Genomic DNA, 15667 nt, shown 5'->3' with positions numbered 1-15667 from the left:
GGGCGGATCGGTGTCAGCGGGTGCGTGCTCCGCGGGACCGCGCGGGCACCGACCGCCTCGAGACGGTGGTGGTGCCGCCCGCGGCCGCGCGGGCCGGGCCGTCCGGCATGGTGAAGGCGAAGACGGCGGTCACCGCCGCGATGGCGGCCAGCACCAGGTAGGCCTGCTGGTAGGCGCTGACCGGTGGGTGCGCGGCGGCGGCCGCGGGGGTGTTCAGGACCAGGGCCGTGGTCACCATGGCCGGGGCGAGGGCGCCTCCGGTCTGTCGTACGACGGTGTTGAGCGTGGAGGCCTGTGCCAGGTCGCGCCGGTCGACGGTGGCGAGCGAGGCGACCGTGGTGGGCATGAAGACCCCGCCCATGGCGATGCCGAGGAGGAACATGTAGGCGCGGAAGGTCCACAGGCCGGTGTGCTCGTCGCAGGTGGCGAACAGCAGCAGCACCAGGGTGACGCCGGTGAGGCCGCAGCCGACGATGACGCGGGGCCCGACCCGGGCGTAGAGGATGCCGGCGACCTGGACGGTGAGCAGGACGCCGAAGGCCTCGGGGAAGGTGCTGGTGCCGGACTCCAGGGCGGTGCGGCCCTGTGCCTCCTGGAGGAAGAGCGGGCCGAGGAACATGGCGCCGAGGATCGGGACCAGACCGACGAGGTTGATCAGGTTGGTGTCCCGGAACAGCCGGTTCGCGAACAGGCGCAGCTTCAGCAGGGGTGTGCGGGTGCGCAGTTGGTGGACGGCGGCGGCCACGAGCAGGACCGCGCCGGAGACCACGGCCGTGACCACGACGGTGGAGGACCAGCCGCGGTTGGGGCCCTCGCAGACGCCGAACATCGTGGTCCCGAGCGCCGCGGCGCTCAGCAGCAGGCCGGGCAGGTCGAAGCGGGGCGGCCGGTGGCCGCGGTGCGCGCCGAGGCACAGCGCCCCGAACAGCACGGCGGGCAGTCCCACCGGGAGGTTGACGTAGAACACCCAGCGCCAGGACAGGTGGTCCACCAGCAGACCGCCGAGGACGGGAGCGGCCGCCGGGGCCATCTGCTGCGGGACGATCATGTAGCGGGCTATGCGTACTTGCTCGGCGGAGCTGAACGTGGAGTAGAGCAGGGCGGCCGAGGCGGGGAAGAGCACGCCGGCGGAGAGGCCCTGGACGGCGCGGGCGGCGACGAGCTGGGAGAGTCCGGCGGCCGCACCGCACAGCAGTGAGGAGCCGAGGAACGCGGTGAGCGCGGTGAGCAGGACGTGTTTGGCGCCGAAGCGTTCGACCAGCCAGGCGGAGGCCGGGATCGCCATGGCCAGACAGACCGGGTAGACCACGACGACGCCGTCCAGGGCGGCCGTGGTGAGCCCGAACTGGCGGGCGATGGAGGGAAGCGCCACCGTGGTGATCGCTCCGTCGACGATCGCGATGAACGTCACGCTGACGCACATCACGGGGACGACGAGACGCTGGTCCAGACGGAGGGACAGGGCGGAAGGGCGGAATCGGCGGGGGAACGACAGCACATGCTGAGCATACTCACTATGTGAGTGCTCATAGAATTGGGTTTTCCGGTGGAGCATGGAACGGGGAGCGGCATGGCAGTACAGGGCAGCAGCGACATCCTGATCGACGAGCTCTACGAGACGACCCACCAGTTGCGCAACTTCGTGGAGGCGCGGCTGCGGACCGGCGGGGCCTCGGTCGCCCGCCTGCGCACCATGCGAATGCTCGCCCGCGCGGAACAGCCGTTGCGGATGCGGGACTTGAGCGAGATGACGGGCGTGGCGGCGCGGACCACGACCAGCATCGTCGACACGCTGGAGCGCGACGGTCTCGTCGAGCGCCTACGCCACCCGCACGACCGCCGCGCGTTCCTGCTGCGTCTGACCGACGAGGGCCTGCGGTGCCACCGCGAGGCCGAGGAGGTCGACCGCCTCGCCCTCGCGGAGGCGACTGCGGGGCTCGACGACGAGGACCGCGAGCGGATGCGTGCCCTGCTGGCGCGCATCCGCAGCGCCACCTCCTGACGACGGCCCCTCCGCACCACGGGTCAGCCTCTGCGGCCCCGCACGTTCCAGCCGCTGCCCACGCCCGCCAGGTGCAGGGCGAGCGCGGTGAGGCCCAGCAGCATCACGTTGGTGGACGTGAACGTGTCGTTCGTCGAGATGTCCGCGGCGTTGATGAGGAAGGCGATGAAGAACAGGATCGCCGAGACGATGGCCAGCATGATGTGCGTCCTTTCGACCGGTGGGGTCCCCCGCGGGATGTGAGGTCCGGATGCCCCCAAACTCGGCCGTGCACACGGGGCGGACGCCTCGGCGACGGACGCGGCCGTGGTCGCGGTCTCTCAGTGGCCCCGCCCGCTCTCCAGCCGGTCGAGGACCGCCTGCGCCATGGCGGCCTCGCCCTTGGCGTTGGGGTGGGCGGGGGCCGCCGGTGAGGCCGGCCGCAGCGGCTCGATCCAGCGGTCGGCAGGCGCCTTGCACATGTCGTGACCGCGAGTGGGCCCGTAGGTGTCCACGTATTCCGCGCGGTTGAGCGCGGCCGTCAGACGGAGCATCAGGTTGAGGCGTTTCTCGGTGTCGCGCAGGTAGGGGAAGTCCTTGGCGGCGAAGGGCACCGAGGGGTAGCAGCCGCTGCCGTCGTCGGGCAGGAGGTCGGGGTATCCGACGACGACCACGCGCGCGTGCGGCGCCCGGTGGTGGACGGCCCGCAGTACCTGGGTGACCTTGGGTGCCGTTCGCAGGACGGCCAGGGCCAGCTCGTCGATGCCGGAGGCCGTGTAGTGGGTCTGGCACGGGTTGCCCGCGAGGTCCTGCGGGGCGAGCTGGGCGCAGGTGGCGATGATGGAGCCGAACCCGACGTCGTTGCCGCCTATCTGGACCGTCACCAGGTCGGTGTCCCGGTCGAGGGCGTCGAGTTGGGGCGGGTTGGTCCCCTGAGGCTTCCACATCTCCTCGGTGGTCGCTCCGGCGCAGCTCACGTCCTCGAGTACGGTCGCCCTGCGCTGCGCCGCCACCAGGGAGGGGTAGTTGTGGTCGGAGCGGGCGCAGTTCGCGTCCACCTGGGTCGGGATGAGCGGTCCCGAGGTGTAGGAGTCTCCCAGGGCCACGTACTGCCGCTCGTGACCGCCGGGTGAGCCGTGCGCCACCGCCGGCGTACCCGCGGCCAGGACCATGGCACAGCCGCTGACCGCCGCCGCGGCCGCCCTCGTCCGTCGGCGTCTTCGCGGCGCGACGGCCGACTGCGTGTCACTCTTCATGGAGAGCCTCCTCCTCGGAGCCGTCACGACGGGCATGGCCCCCGTACGGCCGTCACCGGTTCAACTGCGCCTGTATACCCGCGAGTAGCGCATACGGGCCAGAGCCGTACAACAACCAATTTCCGGGGGCGGCCGGTGAGGCGAGGAGGAGTTGGCGGAAGCCCGTCGATCTAGCGGGAGTTGGCGGCGTCGCGGGTCGGTTTGCCCAGGGCCCAGAACAGCACGCCGAAGAGCATGAACGCGGCGAGCGGGACGACCTCGGTGAGCAGGTACCGCACGCGCTCGCCGTGCGTCCAGCCGTCCGGCGCGTAGGCGGAGCCGAACCAGTGGTCGCCGGCGCCGGGGGCGACCAGCTGCACGGTGGCGAACAGCACGAGTGCGGTGAGCACCACGCTGATCGCGAGCGGGAAGGGCGCCCGGTAGGGGCGGTGCACGTCCGGGACCTTGCGGCGCAGTACCGCGAGCGCCGGGAAGATGCCCAGGTAGCTGACGAGGGTGGTGGAGACCGCGAGGCCGAGGACGGCGCCGAAGAGCTTCGCGGCGCTGCCGTGGGTCAGCTCGTGGGCCAGGATCAGCACGAGGGTGGAGACCAGGCCGCTGAGGATGTTGACGCGGACCGGGGTGCCGAACCGGCTGGAGATGACGCCGAGGAAGCGCGAGGCGGCGCCGTCGTAGCCGGAGACGGCCAGGGCCCGGTCGGAGCCCATGACCCAGGTGACGCCGGAGGACAGCACCGTGAGGATGAACATGACCGCGGCGAGGTCGCCGAGCAGGCTGCCGGCTCCGCTGAGGGTGGCGGTGCCGTCGGCGGCGACATGACCGCCGTAGACGGTGAAGACCTGGCGGATCGCGTCGATGAACCCGCCGAGACCCGTGATGGCCTTCACTGGCAGGACGAGCAGGATGCCGAGGATCGGCAGGGCGTAGAGAGCGATGGCGAGGCCGGCGCTGCGGAAGATCGCGAAGGGGACGTCCTTCTGGGCGTCGGTCATCTCGTCGCCGGCGGTGTTGGGCAGTTCGAAGCCGACGTAGTTGAACATCAGGACGGGGACCAAGGCGACGAAGCCCGCGTACGACGGCGCGAAGTCGCCGAGGCCGAACCCGTGCAGGCCGTGCTGGGCGCCGTAGATCACGACGGTGACGGTGAACAGGCCGAGCAGCAGGAAGCGGCTCCAGGCGCCGATGGTGGGGATCCACTTGCCGATGTCGAAGGAGAGGATCGCGGCGAGCACGCCGACCCACACGAAGACGAGGGTGAAGGCGTAGAAGGCCGGGGTGCTCAGGTCCTTGCCGCCGTTGAAGAAGGTCGTGTAGGCGGTGACGGCCGAGACGGACAGGGTGCCGCCGAGCCAGACCGGGTTGGTGATCCAGTAGAGGAAGTTGTTGACGGCGCCGGCCAGGCGGCCGAAGGCCCGGCTGGTCCAGATGTAGGGGCCGCCCTCGTCGGGGAAGGCGGCGCCGAGTTCGGCGGTCAGCAGCGCGGAGGGCACGAAGAACACGGCGGCCAGGACGATCAGCCAGGTGAAGGCCTCGGCCCCGGAAGCGGCCACCGTGCCGATGGTGTCGACGCCGACGATCGTGCACAGCAGGAAGAAGAGGATGTCGAAGCGGCCGAAATGCTTGCGCAGCTTCTGGCGCTCGGTCTGCGCGGCTGCCGGCGTGCCGGCTGATTCGGGGGCTATGGGGCCAGCGGTCACCGGACGCTCCTGTGTGCTTGTGCCGGGGCGAGATTCGGCCAATGATCCGTGGCGCCACACCACGGCACAAGCGCAGCTGTACAAGTTTTGACCATCGCTTCGCCGTATCAATACGGCGGAAACCGCATGGAAACCGTGCGTCGGACGCCGCCTGTCCGGGGGGCGTCGATCAGCCCGGCAGGAGGTAGTGGGAGAGGCGGGCTTCGGCGGCGGTCGGGGTGATGCCGAGCGCCCTGCCGATCGCCTCGGGCGCGAGTTCGTCGGCCCGGGCGGCGTACGCGGCCTCCTGGCCGATGCGGCGGGACAGGCGTTCCAGGGCGGCCACCGACTTCAGGGCGGCGACCGGTGCCTGGTCGGCGAGGACGGTCAGCCGTTCGTCGAGCCGCCGCACAAGGTCGGTGACTTCCTCGGGCAGGGGCACCGTCTGCCGTTCGACCGCCCGGATGTGCTCGCGCCAGTCGTCGAAGGCGGCCGAGGTGTCGAGGTCGTCCAGAGGGTCCTCGGGAATCCGCTGCCCGTCGAGCGGATGGCTCTCGCCCCGCCAGCCACACGCGCAGGCGGCGCGGAAGGCGGCCGCCTCGGGCCGACCGAGTCGCCCGTCGTAGGCCCACAGCTCGCGGGTCTCCCGGCCCGCGCCGCCACCGCCGATGTCGAAGTACACCGGCGCGGGCTCGCCGCCGTCCGCGAGGACCGCGCCGACGATGCCCTCGTGCGAGTCGCCGAACTCCTCGGTGCGCCACGCCACGGCCACTCCCCTTCCTCCCGGGGCCGCCCCGCGACACCCGGAGATCCGAGAATGCCGCACGCCGCCCGCGCGCGTGGCCGGATTTCCGGCAACCGGCCCGATCGCCGGACCTCGCCCACCGTCCGCACGGGGGCCGCCAACTCCACGCGGGGTCAAGGGCGTTGAGAGCGGTGCGACGGGAGGGATTGACGATCTCCCGCTCGGGGCATCAGGACTGGACAGGGCCGGCCGCGCGCGAGGTGCCGCGGCCCCGGTGGGCGGACAGACCGCGGGGATACCGGATGCGCCTGGAGGGGATGTGATCCGCGATGCGTGCGCAGGGGCGTACCCATCGGCGTTCCGTGCGAGTGGAGTACCTGTTGTCCGACGAGGCCGCGTCGGCCGGCCGGGCCCGGGGGCTGACCTCCAGATTCCTCACCCACCCCCGTCACAGGGCGACGTCTGTCACGGCCGAGCGGATCGACGACGTGAAACTCGTCGTGTCCGAGCTGGTCGCCAACGCCACCGAGCACGGCAAGAGCGGCTGCCGCCTGCGCCTGCAGATGACGGACGGCCGGGTGACCGTCGAGGTCTACGACGACAACCCGGTCCCGCCCCGGATCCGTCCGTTCACCGCCGACGGCGAGAGCGGGCGCGGCCTCGCCATGGTGCGCTGCCTTGCCCAGCGTCTGGACGTCAGCTCGGTCACCGGGGGCGGCAAGCGCGTGCGCGCCGTTCTGGCGCTTCCCGTCTGACCGACGGGACACCTCCGCCCGGTACCCGCACCCACGGCGCCCCCCTCCTGGCATCACCCCTGGCCCGCGTGCAGATGACTGTGTGACACCTCGGGCGGGCACGGCGCGTCCTCGCCCCGGCGGTCGCGCCGCCAGTCGTGCACCGCGAGGGCCAGGGAGCACACCACGGGCAGGACGCCGAGGCCGACGGAGGTCGCCACGGCGAGGTGGTAGTCGTGTCCGCGGGCGCCCAGCACGACGTAGAACAGGCCGGGCAGCGCGGCCGTCCCGACGGCCCCGCCCAGCCGCTGCCCGGTCTGCAGGGCGCCGCCGGCCGCACCCGCCATACGCACCGGCACCTCCCTGAGCGTCATCGTGACGTTGGGCGAGATGACACAGCCGCCGCCCAGACCGCCGACGAACAGGACGGGCGGGGTGAGCCAGACGGCCAGGCCTTTCGGCGCCAGCCACAGGATCAGCGCGGTGCCGCCCAGGCCGAGGGTCACGCCGGCGAGTCCGCACACGGTCAGCAGCCGGCCCAGCCGGTCCACCAGCCGGCCCGCCACCGCCGCGGCCAGCGCCGAGCCCAGCGCGAACGGCGTCACCGCCAGGCCCGACCGCAGCGGCGAGTAGTCCAGTCCGTTCTGGAAGAAGAGGGCGAAGACCAGCCACACACCGCTGAAGCCGACGAAGTAGAGGGTGGCGATGGCGGCGCCGACGCCGTAGCCGCGGGTCTCGGTCAGCAACCGCGGGTCCAGCAGGGGCTGCCCCTCGCGGTCCGCGACCCGGCGTTCCCAGCGGACGAAGGCCACCAGGAGCGCGGGGCCCACGACGAACAGCCACCACAGGTGCCGTACGCCGCCGGACTCGGCCAGCACCAGCGGCAGCATCAGCGCCAGGACGCCGCAGCCCAGGAGCGCGACGCCGCCCAGATCGAGGCGCTCACGGCGCCCGGGGACCGCCCTGGGCAGCAGGCGGATGCCGAGCAGCAGGGCGATGGCGCCGACCGGGACGTTGACGTAGAAGATCCAGCGCCAGCCCTGGGGGCCGTCGGCCAGGGCGAGGATGAGTCCGCCGACGACGGGGCCGACGGCGCTGGAGATACCCACGGTCGCACCGAACAGACCGAAGGCGCGGCCGCGTTCGGCTCCGCGGAACATCTGCTGGATCAGTGCGGAGTTCTGCGGGGCCAGGCAGCCCGCGGCGACGCCCTGGGCGATGCGGGCGGCGATGAGGAAGGTGATGGTGGGGGCGGCGCCGGCCGCGGCGCTGCACAGCACGAAGGCGGTGAGGGCCGCCAGGAAGATGCGGTGCCTGCCCACTGCGTCGCCGATCCGCCCGGCGGTCACCAGGACCAGCGCGAAGGCGAGGGCGTAGCCGGAGACCACCCACTGGATGGCGGGCGCGCTCGCGTGCAGGTCCCGCTGCATGGACGGCAGTGCCACGGCGACGATCGTCACGTCCAGCAGGCTCATGAACCCCGCCACCAGGGTCACCCACAGGGCCTTCCACCGCCTGGGGTCGCTCCCGCCGTCCGTGTGCGTCGGCACGGTGCCTCCTTCGCCCGATCACGTATCCGGTCCGGGGAGGGTTCCCGAATCCGCCGCGAATCACCGGCTCGGAGGCACGTGCGACCCGCAGGGCTCGTCCGCGGCTAAATTACTGAACCGTAACCTTCCAGGGGCTACCCCCGGTAACACCGGCCTCGGTACCGTCCTGACACTTCGTCTAAGAACGGTGCGGGGTGCGGTGGGACGACCGTGCTCTCGTGCCGTCGGCACCTGCCCCACCAGGTCATCAGCCGCCGCCCGAGCCGCAGACCGAGGCTCGGCCTCCCCTCGCACCGGAGGCTCGTCATGCCCGTTTCCGCACGCCAGCTCGCCCTGGCCGTCACCACCGCAGCGTGTCTCGGCGCCACCGCCGTGCCCGCCGCATCGGCGTCGCAGACCGACGCCGTCGTCTCCCGTGGCGTCACGATCCCCGAGTTCTACAACCCGCCCGCCGCCCTGCCGTCGGCCGACGGCGCACTCGTGCGCAGCGAGCCGCTCCCCCTCGCGCTGAGCCTGCCCCGCGTCGACGGCCCGCTGCCGGGGAAGGCGACCCGGCTGATGTACAAGTCGACGGACTCCACCGGCCGTCCGATGGCGGTCACCGGCGCCTACATCGAACCGACCGCCGCCTGGAAGGGCAGCGGAGACCGGCCGCTGGTCGCCCTGGCCCCCGGCACCCTGGGGCAGGGCGACCAGTGCTCGGCCTCCCTCGGCCTCGAGCACCCGCTGTTTCTCAACGGCCAGACGGTGTCGGTCGGTTACGAGGACCTGGCGGCCTACCGCCTGCTGTCCGAGGGCGTCGCCGTCGTCGTCACCGACTACGCCGGGCTCGGCGCCACCGACCGGCTGCACACCTACGTCAACCGGGTCGACGAGGCCCACGCCGTGCTCGACGCCGTCCGCGCCGCACGCTCCCTCCCCGGGTCGTCGATCACCTCCGCGTCCCGCGTGGGCCTGTACGGCTACAGCCAGGGCGGCGGGGCCACCGCGGCCGCCGCCGAACTCCAGCCCACCTACGCCCCCGACGTCACCCTCTCCGGCACCTACGCGGGCGCCCCGCCGGCCGACCTGGTCGAGGTGACCAAGGCCATCGACGGCAGCGAACTCGCGGGCGCGCTGGGCTGGTCGGTCAACGGCTTCCTGCAGTCCGACCCCGCGCTGGTGCCGATCGCCGACGCCCACCTCAACGCGGCGGGACGGGCGGCGCTGAAGGATCTGTCGACCATGTGCGTGGGGGACGCGCTGTTCTCCTACGGCGGCGCGCACAGCACGAAGTGGACCACGGACGGCTCGTCCCTCAGCGACATCATCGCCTCGGAGCCGGCCCTGCGGAACTTCCTGGCCGACCAGCGCATCGGCAGGATGAAGCCGGCCTCGCCGGTCCGGGTGGCCACCGGGACCAGGGACAACCTCGTCCCGCACGCCCAGGCACGCCGCCTCGCCGCCGACTGGTGTGCCAAGGGGGCCGACGTGACGTACAAGCCGATCGGCCAGCTCGACCTGGGCAGCGCGCTGCTCAATCACGTCACCCCGCTGCTCACCGACCAGGGCGACGCCATCTCCTGGCTGACCGACCGGCTGGAGGCCAAGCCGGCCACCTCCAACTGCGCGAGCCTGCCCGGGCTTTCCTGAGGCGCCCGCACTACAGCAGTACGGCGCCGTCCGCGGCGCAGGCCTCGGCGGCCAGCCCGCCGGGGCCGGGGTCCGGCCGCAGCAGCTGGGCGACCAGCTCGGCCGTGGCCCGGTGCCAGGCGCCGCTGCGCCGGAGCATCGCGTGGTCCCCGCCGCGGACCGTCACCATGCCGGCCGGCGTGCCCGCGGCCCGGGCCCGGCGCACGAAGTCCGCCGACTCGGCGGGCGCACACACCCGGTCGTGGTCTCCGTGCACGAGCACGATCCGCACGTCGCCGAGGTGGGCGACGGGGTCCGCGGGCGGGCACCAGGGCGCCAGCGCCAGCACGCCCCGCACCAGCGGGTGACAGGCGGCGCGCAGGGCGGCCCTGGCTCCCATCGAGTGTCCGACGAGGACGACCCGCGGGGCCTCGGCCAGCTCCGCGAGTTCGTCGAGCGCGCGCAGGGCGTCGTCGGCCGGATCGCCGGTGTTCCACCCCCGGTAGCGGTAGCGGACCTGCCCCAGCAGGGCGTCCGGGGGCACCGCCGCGGCGGCCGCCCGCAGCACCGGGTGCATACGGAGCGCGGCCGGCTGCCAGGGGCGCACCGCGCGGCGGCTCACCTCCTGGCCGCCGTGCAGCGTCACGATCGCGGCGGAGACGGACTGCTGCGGGGCGTGCCGCACGATCAGCGCGGACTCGTTGCGTTGCACCCTCCCACCATGCCCCATCCCCGCGGAGCGCCGGACCCCGGTGCCCGCCCCTCCGCGGGGCGGGGCGCACGCACAGACCAATGAGCCCTGCATGCGCCCGCACCACCACGGGGAGGATGTGCCGTGTCGGCGGCCGCTCGGCCGGGACATCGCGTACCTGAGCTCCACCCCGTCGAGAAAGCAGGTCGGCTCCGTGCTGTTGCGTCTGCCCGAGTCCGTGTCCGAAGCTCAGGAGTGCGTCGCCGAAGGGGCGGTGCCCGTCGGCGGGGCCACGCTGGTGTGGGCGGGCTGGCAACGCGACGGCTTCCCCGAGCAGGCCATGTCACTGCGCAATCTGCCGGAGGCCAATGTGGTCGAGCGCGGCAGGCTGGGCGCCGCGGTGGTGCTGAACCGGATCGACGAACGGGTCCCGGAGGTGCTCCGGCAGGCCGCCGCCCAGGTGGGGACCGGTGCCGTGCGCCGGACGGCCACCGTCGGGGGCAACATCGTCGGCAGCACGTTGCGCTGCCTGCTGCCCGCCGCCCTGGTGCTGGACGCCCGCGCGACGGTGCTGGAGCGGGACCGGGTCTTCGAGACCGATCTGGCCGAAGTCCTCGCCAAACAGCACCTGTTGCTCAGCCTCCACTGGTCCGAGCCACTGATCAGCGGCTACCGCAAGCTGGAGGGGGAGGCGGGCGGTCCGCCGCCACTGGTCGTCGCGGCCGCGGTGCGCGCCGGGGAGGAAGGGCCGGACCGTGTGCGCGTCGCGGTGCGCGAGGGCTACGACGTGCTCGCCGCCGACATCGCGGGTGGCGACGGTGCCGGGCAGGCCCTGGACCGTCTCCGGGAGACGGCCGTCGGCTCGCTGCACGAGACGGGCTGGGAGGTCGTGCGCGGGCACGTCACCGAATTGCTGGCACGGCTGGCGCGGTAGCGCCACCGGCATACTGGACGCATGCGTCTCGGGGTGGTCACCGCGGTCCTCTACTGCGTGCAGTTCAGCCGGGAGTTGGACGGCGGCGAGGTCGAGCGCATCGCGGCCATGGTCCTGGAGCGGCCCTTCTACGACCTCACGGTCGAGGAGCAGTACGCCGACATCGAGGCGGCGCTGGCCGCACCGGTCTGGGAGGACGATCTGTCCTGGCAGCCGCACGGCGAAGCGGCCGTCCGGGACTTCCTGCGACGGCTGCTCCAGCGCCTGGACGCGCTGCGGCCGTGGCTGGAACCGCCGTACCGGAGCCTGGCGTTGGAGCGCTGGGATGAGTACCGCAGCGGGCGGCTGCTGGCGCACGTGCGGCTGTACCCGCCGCCCCAGGACCCGCTGTTCTCCCGCCTGCGACCCGTGCCCGGGGACGAGCACCGGCTGCGCGCGGCTCTGCTGCGGCTGCGCTCCGGGGACGAAGTCGCCTTGGTGGCACCACCGTTGTCGGGCACGGGGAACGCGGTGCTGATGGCGCTCGCCCCGCACCGGCCGGCCGCGCAGGTGATCGAGGCGTTCGTCATCCACACCGGGTACGAGCGCGAGCGCGTCTCCCCTGCGGTACGGCGGTGGTGGCGGCGACCGGTCCTGCCCGCGGGCGTGCGGCCCGGCGGGGCGTGAATCCGCGGCCCGGTGGTCAGTCGGCCGTCTTGCGGGCGAGGGCGTTGTTGTCGATGGAGTTGTGCACGCTGAAGCTGACGGCGTCCGAGCGGTAGCGGTCGTCCGACCACTCCACCGGGCGTCCCTCCCGGGTCGTGGTCACACGCCGCACGCGCAGCAGCGGGCTGGTGCGGCGAATGCCGAGGAGTTCGGCGTCCTGCGCGCTCGCCGCGACGGCGTCGATGACGTGCTCGCCATAGGCGAAGACGAGACCGGTGCTCTCGTACAGCAGTTGGGTGACGGAGGCCGCGTCGGGGTCGACGGTCTCGACGGCGGGTGAGATCCAGTCGGCGTACACGGTGCGCTCCACCAGAACCGGTTCGCCGTCCAGCCCGCGCACCCGCAGGACGTGCAACACCTGCGTCCCCTCGCGCAGTTGGAGACGGGAGGCGTCCTGGGCGGTGGCGGGCAGGTACCCCTGGGACACGACATGGCCGGTCGCCTCGCGGCCCATCGCGCGCGCCCACTGGGCGAAGCTGCGCAGTTCGGCGAAGCTCTGGCTGCGGCGGCCGGCGAGGACGACCCGGCGGGCGCCCTGCCGGGAGCCGATGAGTCCCTCGGCGGTCAGCGCGGCGACGGCCTGGCGGACGGTGCCGCGCGAGACGCCGTAGTGGGCGGCGAGCTCCGTCTCGGGCGGCAGCCTGCTGCCCACCGTGTACTCCTCGCGGTCGATCGCCCGCCGCAGTTCGTCGGCGATCTCCTCGTGTCGCGTCGCCACCGTGCCCCTCCGAGTCTGCTGCTGTGCACAGCGTGACCACCCTAAACGAGGCCGGCGATCGATCGCGCTCTCCCCGAACTGTACGGGGAATGACAGGTCACAATTTCGCCACTGTTTACGAAGGCGTCACCACAGGCAGCATTACTGAGGCCAACTTGTTCAGACAAGTTCTCAGTCTTTGTGCGTCCCCTGCGCCCCCTTCTGGAGTCCCCGTGTCCCAGCCGAGAACAGCCGCTCTGGCCTGCTCCCTCGCCGTCGTCGCCGCGCTCGCCCTGAGCGCCTGCGGCGCCGCCCCCGACAACGCGTCGACCACCGCCGACGGCAAGAGCGCCGCCACCGCCACCTCCGCCGCCGACTTCGGCGGCATGTCCAAGCTGGTGGCCGCGGCGAAGAAGGAGGGCACGCTGCACGCCATCGCGCTGCCCCGCGACTGGGCCAACTACGGTGCCCTCATCGACGGCTTCCAGAAGAAGTACGGCATCAGGATCCAGGTGGAGAACCCCGACGGCTCCAGCCAGGACGAGATCAACGCCGTGACCTCCCGCAAGGGCCAGGACCGCGCCCCGGACGTCCTCGACCTGGGCTCCTCCTTCGCCCTCAGCGCCGCCCAGCAGGGCCTGCTCGCCCCGTACAAGGTCGCCTCCTACGCCGACATCCCGGCCGGCCAGAAGGACCCGCAGGCCCGCTGGTACAACGACTACGGCGGCTACATCTCCATCGGCTGCGACGCCAAGCGGGTCAAGGCCTGTCCGACCACCTTCGCGGACCTGCTCAAGCCGCAGTACAAAGGCCAGGTCGCCCTCAACGGCAACCCGACCAAGTCCGGTTCGGCCTTCGGCGGCGTGTACGCGGCCGCGCTCGCGAGCGGCGGCTCCTTCGACGACGTCCAGCCCGGCCTGGACTTCTTCGCCAAGCTGAAGAAGAACGGCAACTACACGCCCGTGGAGTCCACCCCGGCGACCGTCGAGAAGGGCGAGACGCCGATCAGCATCGACTGGGACTACCTCAACGCCGGTTACGCCGACGAGTTCAAGTCCAAGGGCGTCGACTGGAAGGTGGCGGTGCCCACCGACGGCAAGTTCTCGCAGTACTACTCCCAGGCCGTCAACAAGGGCGCCCCGCACCCGGCGGCCGCCCGCCTGTGGCAGGAGTACCTGTACAGCGCCGAGGGTCAGAACCTGTGGCTCAAGGGCTACGCCCGCCCGGCACTGATGACGGCCATGGACACGGCCGGCACCCTCGACAAGGCGGCCGCCGCCAAGCTGCCGAAGGTCTCCGGCACGCCCTCCTTCCCGACCGAGGCCCAGCAGTCCAAGGCCAAGACGGTCATCGCGCAGGGCTGGGCGAAGGCCGTCAGCGGATGACGGCGACCCTCACTGGCGTGGACGTGGCGCCGCCGGTCACCTCGGTGAAGCGGCGGCGCCGTGCCCCCGGCTGGCTGGCCGTCGTCCCGCTGCTCGTGTTCACCGCGATCGCCTTCGGGGTACCGGCGGTCGCCATGCTCGACGGCGCCTTCAGCGTCAAGGACCCGGCCACCGGGACCAGTTCGTACAGCGCCGAGAACCTGACCACGTCCCTGCACGGCGCCTATCTGACCGCGCTGCTCGGCAGCGTCAAGCTGTCGGCCGTCTCCGCCGGCATCGGCACGGTGCTCGGGCTGCCGCTCGCCCAGGTCGTGGTCACGTCCCGGTTCCGGGCGCTGCGCGACGCCGTGCTCACCGCGTCCGGCGTGCTCGCCAACTTCGGCGGCATCCCGCTGGCCTTCGCCTTCGTCGCCACGCTCGGCAACGCCGGCGTGCTGACCCGGCACCTGGGCCTGTCGAAGGCTGGCTGGGACCTCTACAGCTTCTGGGGCCTGGTCATCGTCTATCTGTACTTCCTCATCCCGCTGATGGTGCTCACCATCACGCCGGCCCTGGAGGGCCTGCGCGCGCAGTGGCGGGAGGCCGCGCAGAACAACGGGGCCACCACCGTGCAGTACTGGCTGCACGTCGCCCTGCCCGTGCTGCTGCCCTCGCTGCTGGGCGGGTTCGTGCTGCTGTTCGGCAGCGCGTTCGCCGCGTACGCCACCGCCGCGGCGATGGTGGGCAGTTCGGTGCCGCTGGTGACGCTGCAGATCGCCGACGCCATCTCCGGCAACGTCCTCGTCGGCCAGGAGAACGTGGCGCTCGCCCTCAGCCTCGACATGGTCCTGGTCGCGGGCCTGGTCATGGCCGTGTACCTGCCCCTGCAACGACGGAGCGCGCGATGGCTCGCCTGAACCCGTGGCGCTGGGTCGTCCTCGGCCTGGCCGCGCTGTACTTCCTGGTGCCGCTGGCCTCGTCGGTGATCTTCACCGTGGACGTGCCCGGCCAGGGCGTCACATTCGACGCCTACACGCAGATCGTCTCCGCCGACGGCTTCGTCTCCAGCCTGCTGCTCTCGCTGGAGCTGGCACTGGCGACCATCGCGATCGTGCTGCTGCTGATGGTGCCCGCCATGGTGGCCCTGCGGCTCGGCGCGCCCCGGCTGCGCCCGGTGGTCGAGGTCGTCTGCCAACTGCCGCTTGTGGTCCCGCCGATCGCCTTTGTCGCCGGGATCTCCACGGTCCTGAAGTGGGGCCCCGACTACCTATCCCGAACGCCTCTGTTCGAGACGTTCGTGGCGATCCAGAACCCGAGCTTCCCGTTCGTGCTGATCCTGGCGTACGTGGTGATGGCGTTGCCGTTCGCGCACCGGGCGCTGGACGCCGGGCTGCGCGCGATCGACGTGCGCACCCTCGTCGAGGCCGCCCGCAGCTGCGGCGCGAGCTGGCCGCAGGCTCTGCTGCGAACGGTGCTGCCCAACCTGCGCGGGGCGCTGCTGAACGCGGCGTTCCTGACCCTCGCGCTGGTCCTCGGCGAGTTCACCGTGGCCCAGCTGCTGGGCTTCCAGCCGTTCGCCGTGTGGATCTACAGCGTCGGCGGCTCGCAGGCCCAGCTGTCCGTCGCCGTGTCCGTGCTCAGCCTGCTCGTCACATGGGCCCTGCTCCTCGCGCTCGCCGGTGTCGGCGGCCGTACCCGTACCGCTTCGTCCCGGGGATGAACC

At 72.2% G+C, this 15667-nt stretch carries 16 protein-coding genes; 8 read left to right on the top strand and 8 right to left on the bottom strand.

Translation table 11 applies throughout. From position 1 onward, the window contains the following. Positions 1-13: 13 nt before the first annotated feature. A complete protein-coding gene (locus FBY22_RS14600) occupies positions 14-1423 on the bottom strand; it encodes a DHA2 family efflux MFS transporter permease subunit (RefSeq protein WP_142147631.1) in 1410 nt (469 codons plus the stop codon). A gap of 147 nt (positions 1424-1570) precedes the next feature. On the opposite strand from FBY22_RS14600, the gene FBY22_RS14595 reads away from it, so the two are divergent. Then, complete coding sequence (locus tag FBY22_RS14595) at positions 1571-2002, top strand: MarR family winged helix-turn-helix transcriptional regulator (protein ID WP_142145776.1); 432 nt, start codon at positions 1571-1573, stop codon at positions 2000-2002. A 23-nt stretch (positions 2003-2025) separates the two neighbouring features. Here FBY22_RS14595 and FBY22_RS44150 read toward each other — a convergent pair whose 3' ends face one another. The 4 genes from FBY22_RS44150 to FBY22_RS14580 all read right to left on the bottom strand — a co-directional run bounded on the left by FBY22_RS44150 (position 2026) and on the right by FBY22_RS14580 (position 5679). Then, positions 2026-2202 (bottom strand): hypothetical protein, encoded by a 177-nt coding sequence (locus tag FBY22_RS44150; protein ID WP_174267145.1) that lies wholly within the window; start codon positions 2200-2202, stop codon positions 2026-2028. Positions 2203-2322: 120 nt separating this feature from the next. After that, positions 2323-3237 (bottom strand): SGNH/GDSL hydrolase family protein, encoded by a 915-nt coding sequence (locus tag FBY22_RS14590; RefSeq protein ID WP_142145774.1) that lies wholly within the window; start codon positions 3235-3237, stop codon positions 2323-2325. Positions 3238-3407: 170 nt separating this feature from the next. After that, positions 3408-4934: an APC family permease gene (locus FBY22_RS14585; RefSeq protein ID WP_142145772.1), complete on the bottom strand. Its 1527-nt coding sequence runs from the start codon at positions 4932-4934 to the stop codon at positions 3408-3410. A 169-nt stretch (positions 4935-5103) separates the two neighbouring features. After that, the gene (locus FBY22_RS14580; RefSeq protein WP_142145770.1) at positions 5104-5679 is read right to left on the bottom strand and encodes a hypothetical protein; all 576 of its coding nucleotides are present in this window, start codon (positions 5677-5679) and stop codon (positions 5104-5106) included. Positions 5680-6038: 359 nt separating this feature from the next. Here FBY22_RS14580 and FBY22_RS14575 point away from each other — a divergent pair, with 359 nt between their 5' ends. Then, positions 6039-6413, top strand: coding sequence for an ATP-binding protein (locus FBY22_RS14575; RefSeq protein WP_260844838.1), 375 nt, complete (start codon positions 6039-6041; stop codon positions 6411-6413). Between the two features lie 53 nt (positions 6414-6466). Here the strand turns inward: FBY22_RS14575 and FBY22_RS14570 are convergent, their stop codons facing one another. Then, a complete protein-coding gene (locus FBY22_RS14570; protein WP_142145768.1) occupies positions 6467-7942 on the bottom strand; it encodes an MFS transporter in 1476 nt (491 codons plus the stop codon). A gap of 306 nt (positions 7943-8248) precedes the next feature. On the opposite strand from FBY22_RS14570, the gene FBY22_RS14565 reads away from it, so the two are divergent. Next, complete coding sequence (locus FBY22_RS14565; RefSeq protein ID WP_142145766.1) at positions 8249-9574, top strand: alpha/beta fold hydrolase; 1326 nt, start codon at positions 8249-8251, stop codon at positions 9572-9574. Positions 9575-9584: 10 nt separating this feature from the next. Here FBY22_RS14565 and FBY22_RS14560 read toward each other — a convergent pair whose 3' ends face one another. Next, positions 9585-10265: a dienelactone hydrolase family protein gene (locus FBY22_RS14560; RefSeq protein WP_313905396.1), complete on the bottom strand. Its 681-nt coding sequence runs from the start codon at positions 10263-10265 to the stop codon at positions 9585-9587. Between the two features lie 193 nt (positions 10266-10458). On the opposite strand from FBY22_RS14560, the gene FBY22_RS14555 reads away from it, so the two are divergent. Beyond that, complete coding sequence (locus FBY22_RS14555; protein WP_142147627.1) at positions 10459-11178, top strand: FAD binding domain-containing protein; 720 nt, start codon at positions 10459-10461, stop codon at positions 11176-11178. A 21-nt stretch (positions 11179-11199) separates the two neighbouring features. Further along, a complete protein-coding gene (locus FBY22_RS14550) occupies positions 11200-11844 on the top strand; it encodes a hypothetical protein (RefSeq protein WP_142145762.1) in 645 nt (214 codons plus the stop codon). Between the two features lie 16 nt (positions 11845-11860). Here the strand turns inward: FBY22_RS14550 and FBY22_RS14545 are convergent, their stop codons facing one another. After that, positions 11861-12601: a GntR family transcriptional regulator gene (locus FBY22_RS14545; RefSeq protein WP_142145760.1), complete on the bottom strand. Its 741-nt coding sequence runs from the start codon at positions 12599-12601 to the stop codon at positions 11861-11863. 212 nt (positions 12602-12813) lie between these two features. Here FBY22_RS14545 and FBY22_RS14540 point away from each other — a divergent pair, with 212 nt between their 5' ends. From FBY22_RS14540 to FBY22_RS14530, 3 genes are read left to right on the top strand one after another with little or no spacing between them, the layout of a single operon-like run. Further along, positions 12814-13965, top strand: coding sequence for an ABC transporter substrate-binding protein (locus FBY22_RS14540; RefSeq protein ID WP_142145758.1), 1152 nt, complete (start codon positions 12814-12816; stop codon positions 13963-13965). Further along, positions 13962-14861: an ABC transporter permease subunit gene (locus tag FBY22_RS14535; RefSeq protein WP_142145756.1), complete on the top strand. Its 900-nt coding sequence runs from the start codon at positions 13962-13964 to the stop codon at positions 14859-14861. The genes FBY22_RS14540 and FBY22_RS14535 overlap by 4 nt, the downstream gene beginning before the upstream one ends. Further along, positions 14849-15664 (top strand): ABC transporter permease, encoded by an 816-nt coding sequence (locus FBY22_RS14530; RefSeq protein ID WP_142145754.1) that lies wholly within the window; start codon positions 14849-14851, stop codon positions 15662-15664. The genes FBY22_RS14535 and FBY22_RS14530 overlap by 13 nt, the downstream gene beginning before the upstream one ends. The last annotated feature ends 3 nt before the right edge of the window (positions 15665-15667 follow it).

Source organism: Streptomyces sp. SLBN-31 (assembly GCF_006715395.1).
Lineage (GTDB): Bacteria > Actinomycetota > Actinomycetes > Streptomycetales > Streptomycetaceae > Streptomyces.
The sequence above is the reverse complement of the archived record's forward strand: the minus strand, read 5'-3'. Positions and strand labels throughout refer to the sequence as shown.

Bases quoted from the DNA above. Each gene is read 5' to 3' on its own strand.
- FBY22_RS14600 (WP_142147631.1), bottom strand. From the start codon at position 1,423: ATGTGCGTCAGCGTGACGTTCATCGCGATCGTCGACGGAGCGATCACC.
- FBY22_RS14595 (WP_142145776.1), top strand. From the start codon at position 1,571: ATGGCAGTACAGGGCAGCAGCGACATCCTGATCGACGAGCTCTACGAG.
- FBY22_RS44150 (WP_174267145.1), bottom strand. From the start codon at position 2,202: ATGCTGGCCATCGTCTCGGCGATCCTGTTCTTCATCGCCTTCCTCATC.
- FBY22_RS14590 (WP_142145774.1), bottom strand. From the start codon at position 3,237: ATGAAGAGTGACACGCAGTCGGCCGTCGCGCCGCGAAGACGCCGACGG.
- FBY22_RS14565 (WP_142145766.1), top strand. From the start codon at position 8,249: ATGCCCGTTTCCGCACGCCAGCTCGCCCTGGCCGTCACCACCGCAGCG.
- FBY22_RS14550 (WP_142145762.1), top strand. From the start codon at position 11,200: ATGCGTCTCGGGGTGGTCACCGCGGTCCTCTACTGCGTGCAGTTCAGC.
- FBY22_RS14535 (WP_142145756.1), top strand. From the start codon at position 13,962: ATGACGGCGACCCTCACTGGCGTGGACGTGGCGCCGCCGGTCACCTCG.
- FBY22_RS14530 (WP_142145754.1), top strand. From the start codon at position 14,849: ATGGCTCGCCTGAACCCGTGGCGCTGGGTCGTCCTCGGCCTGGCCGCG.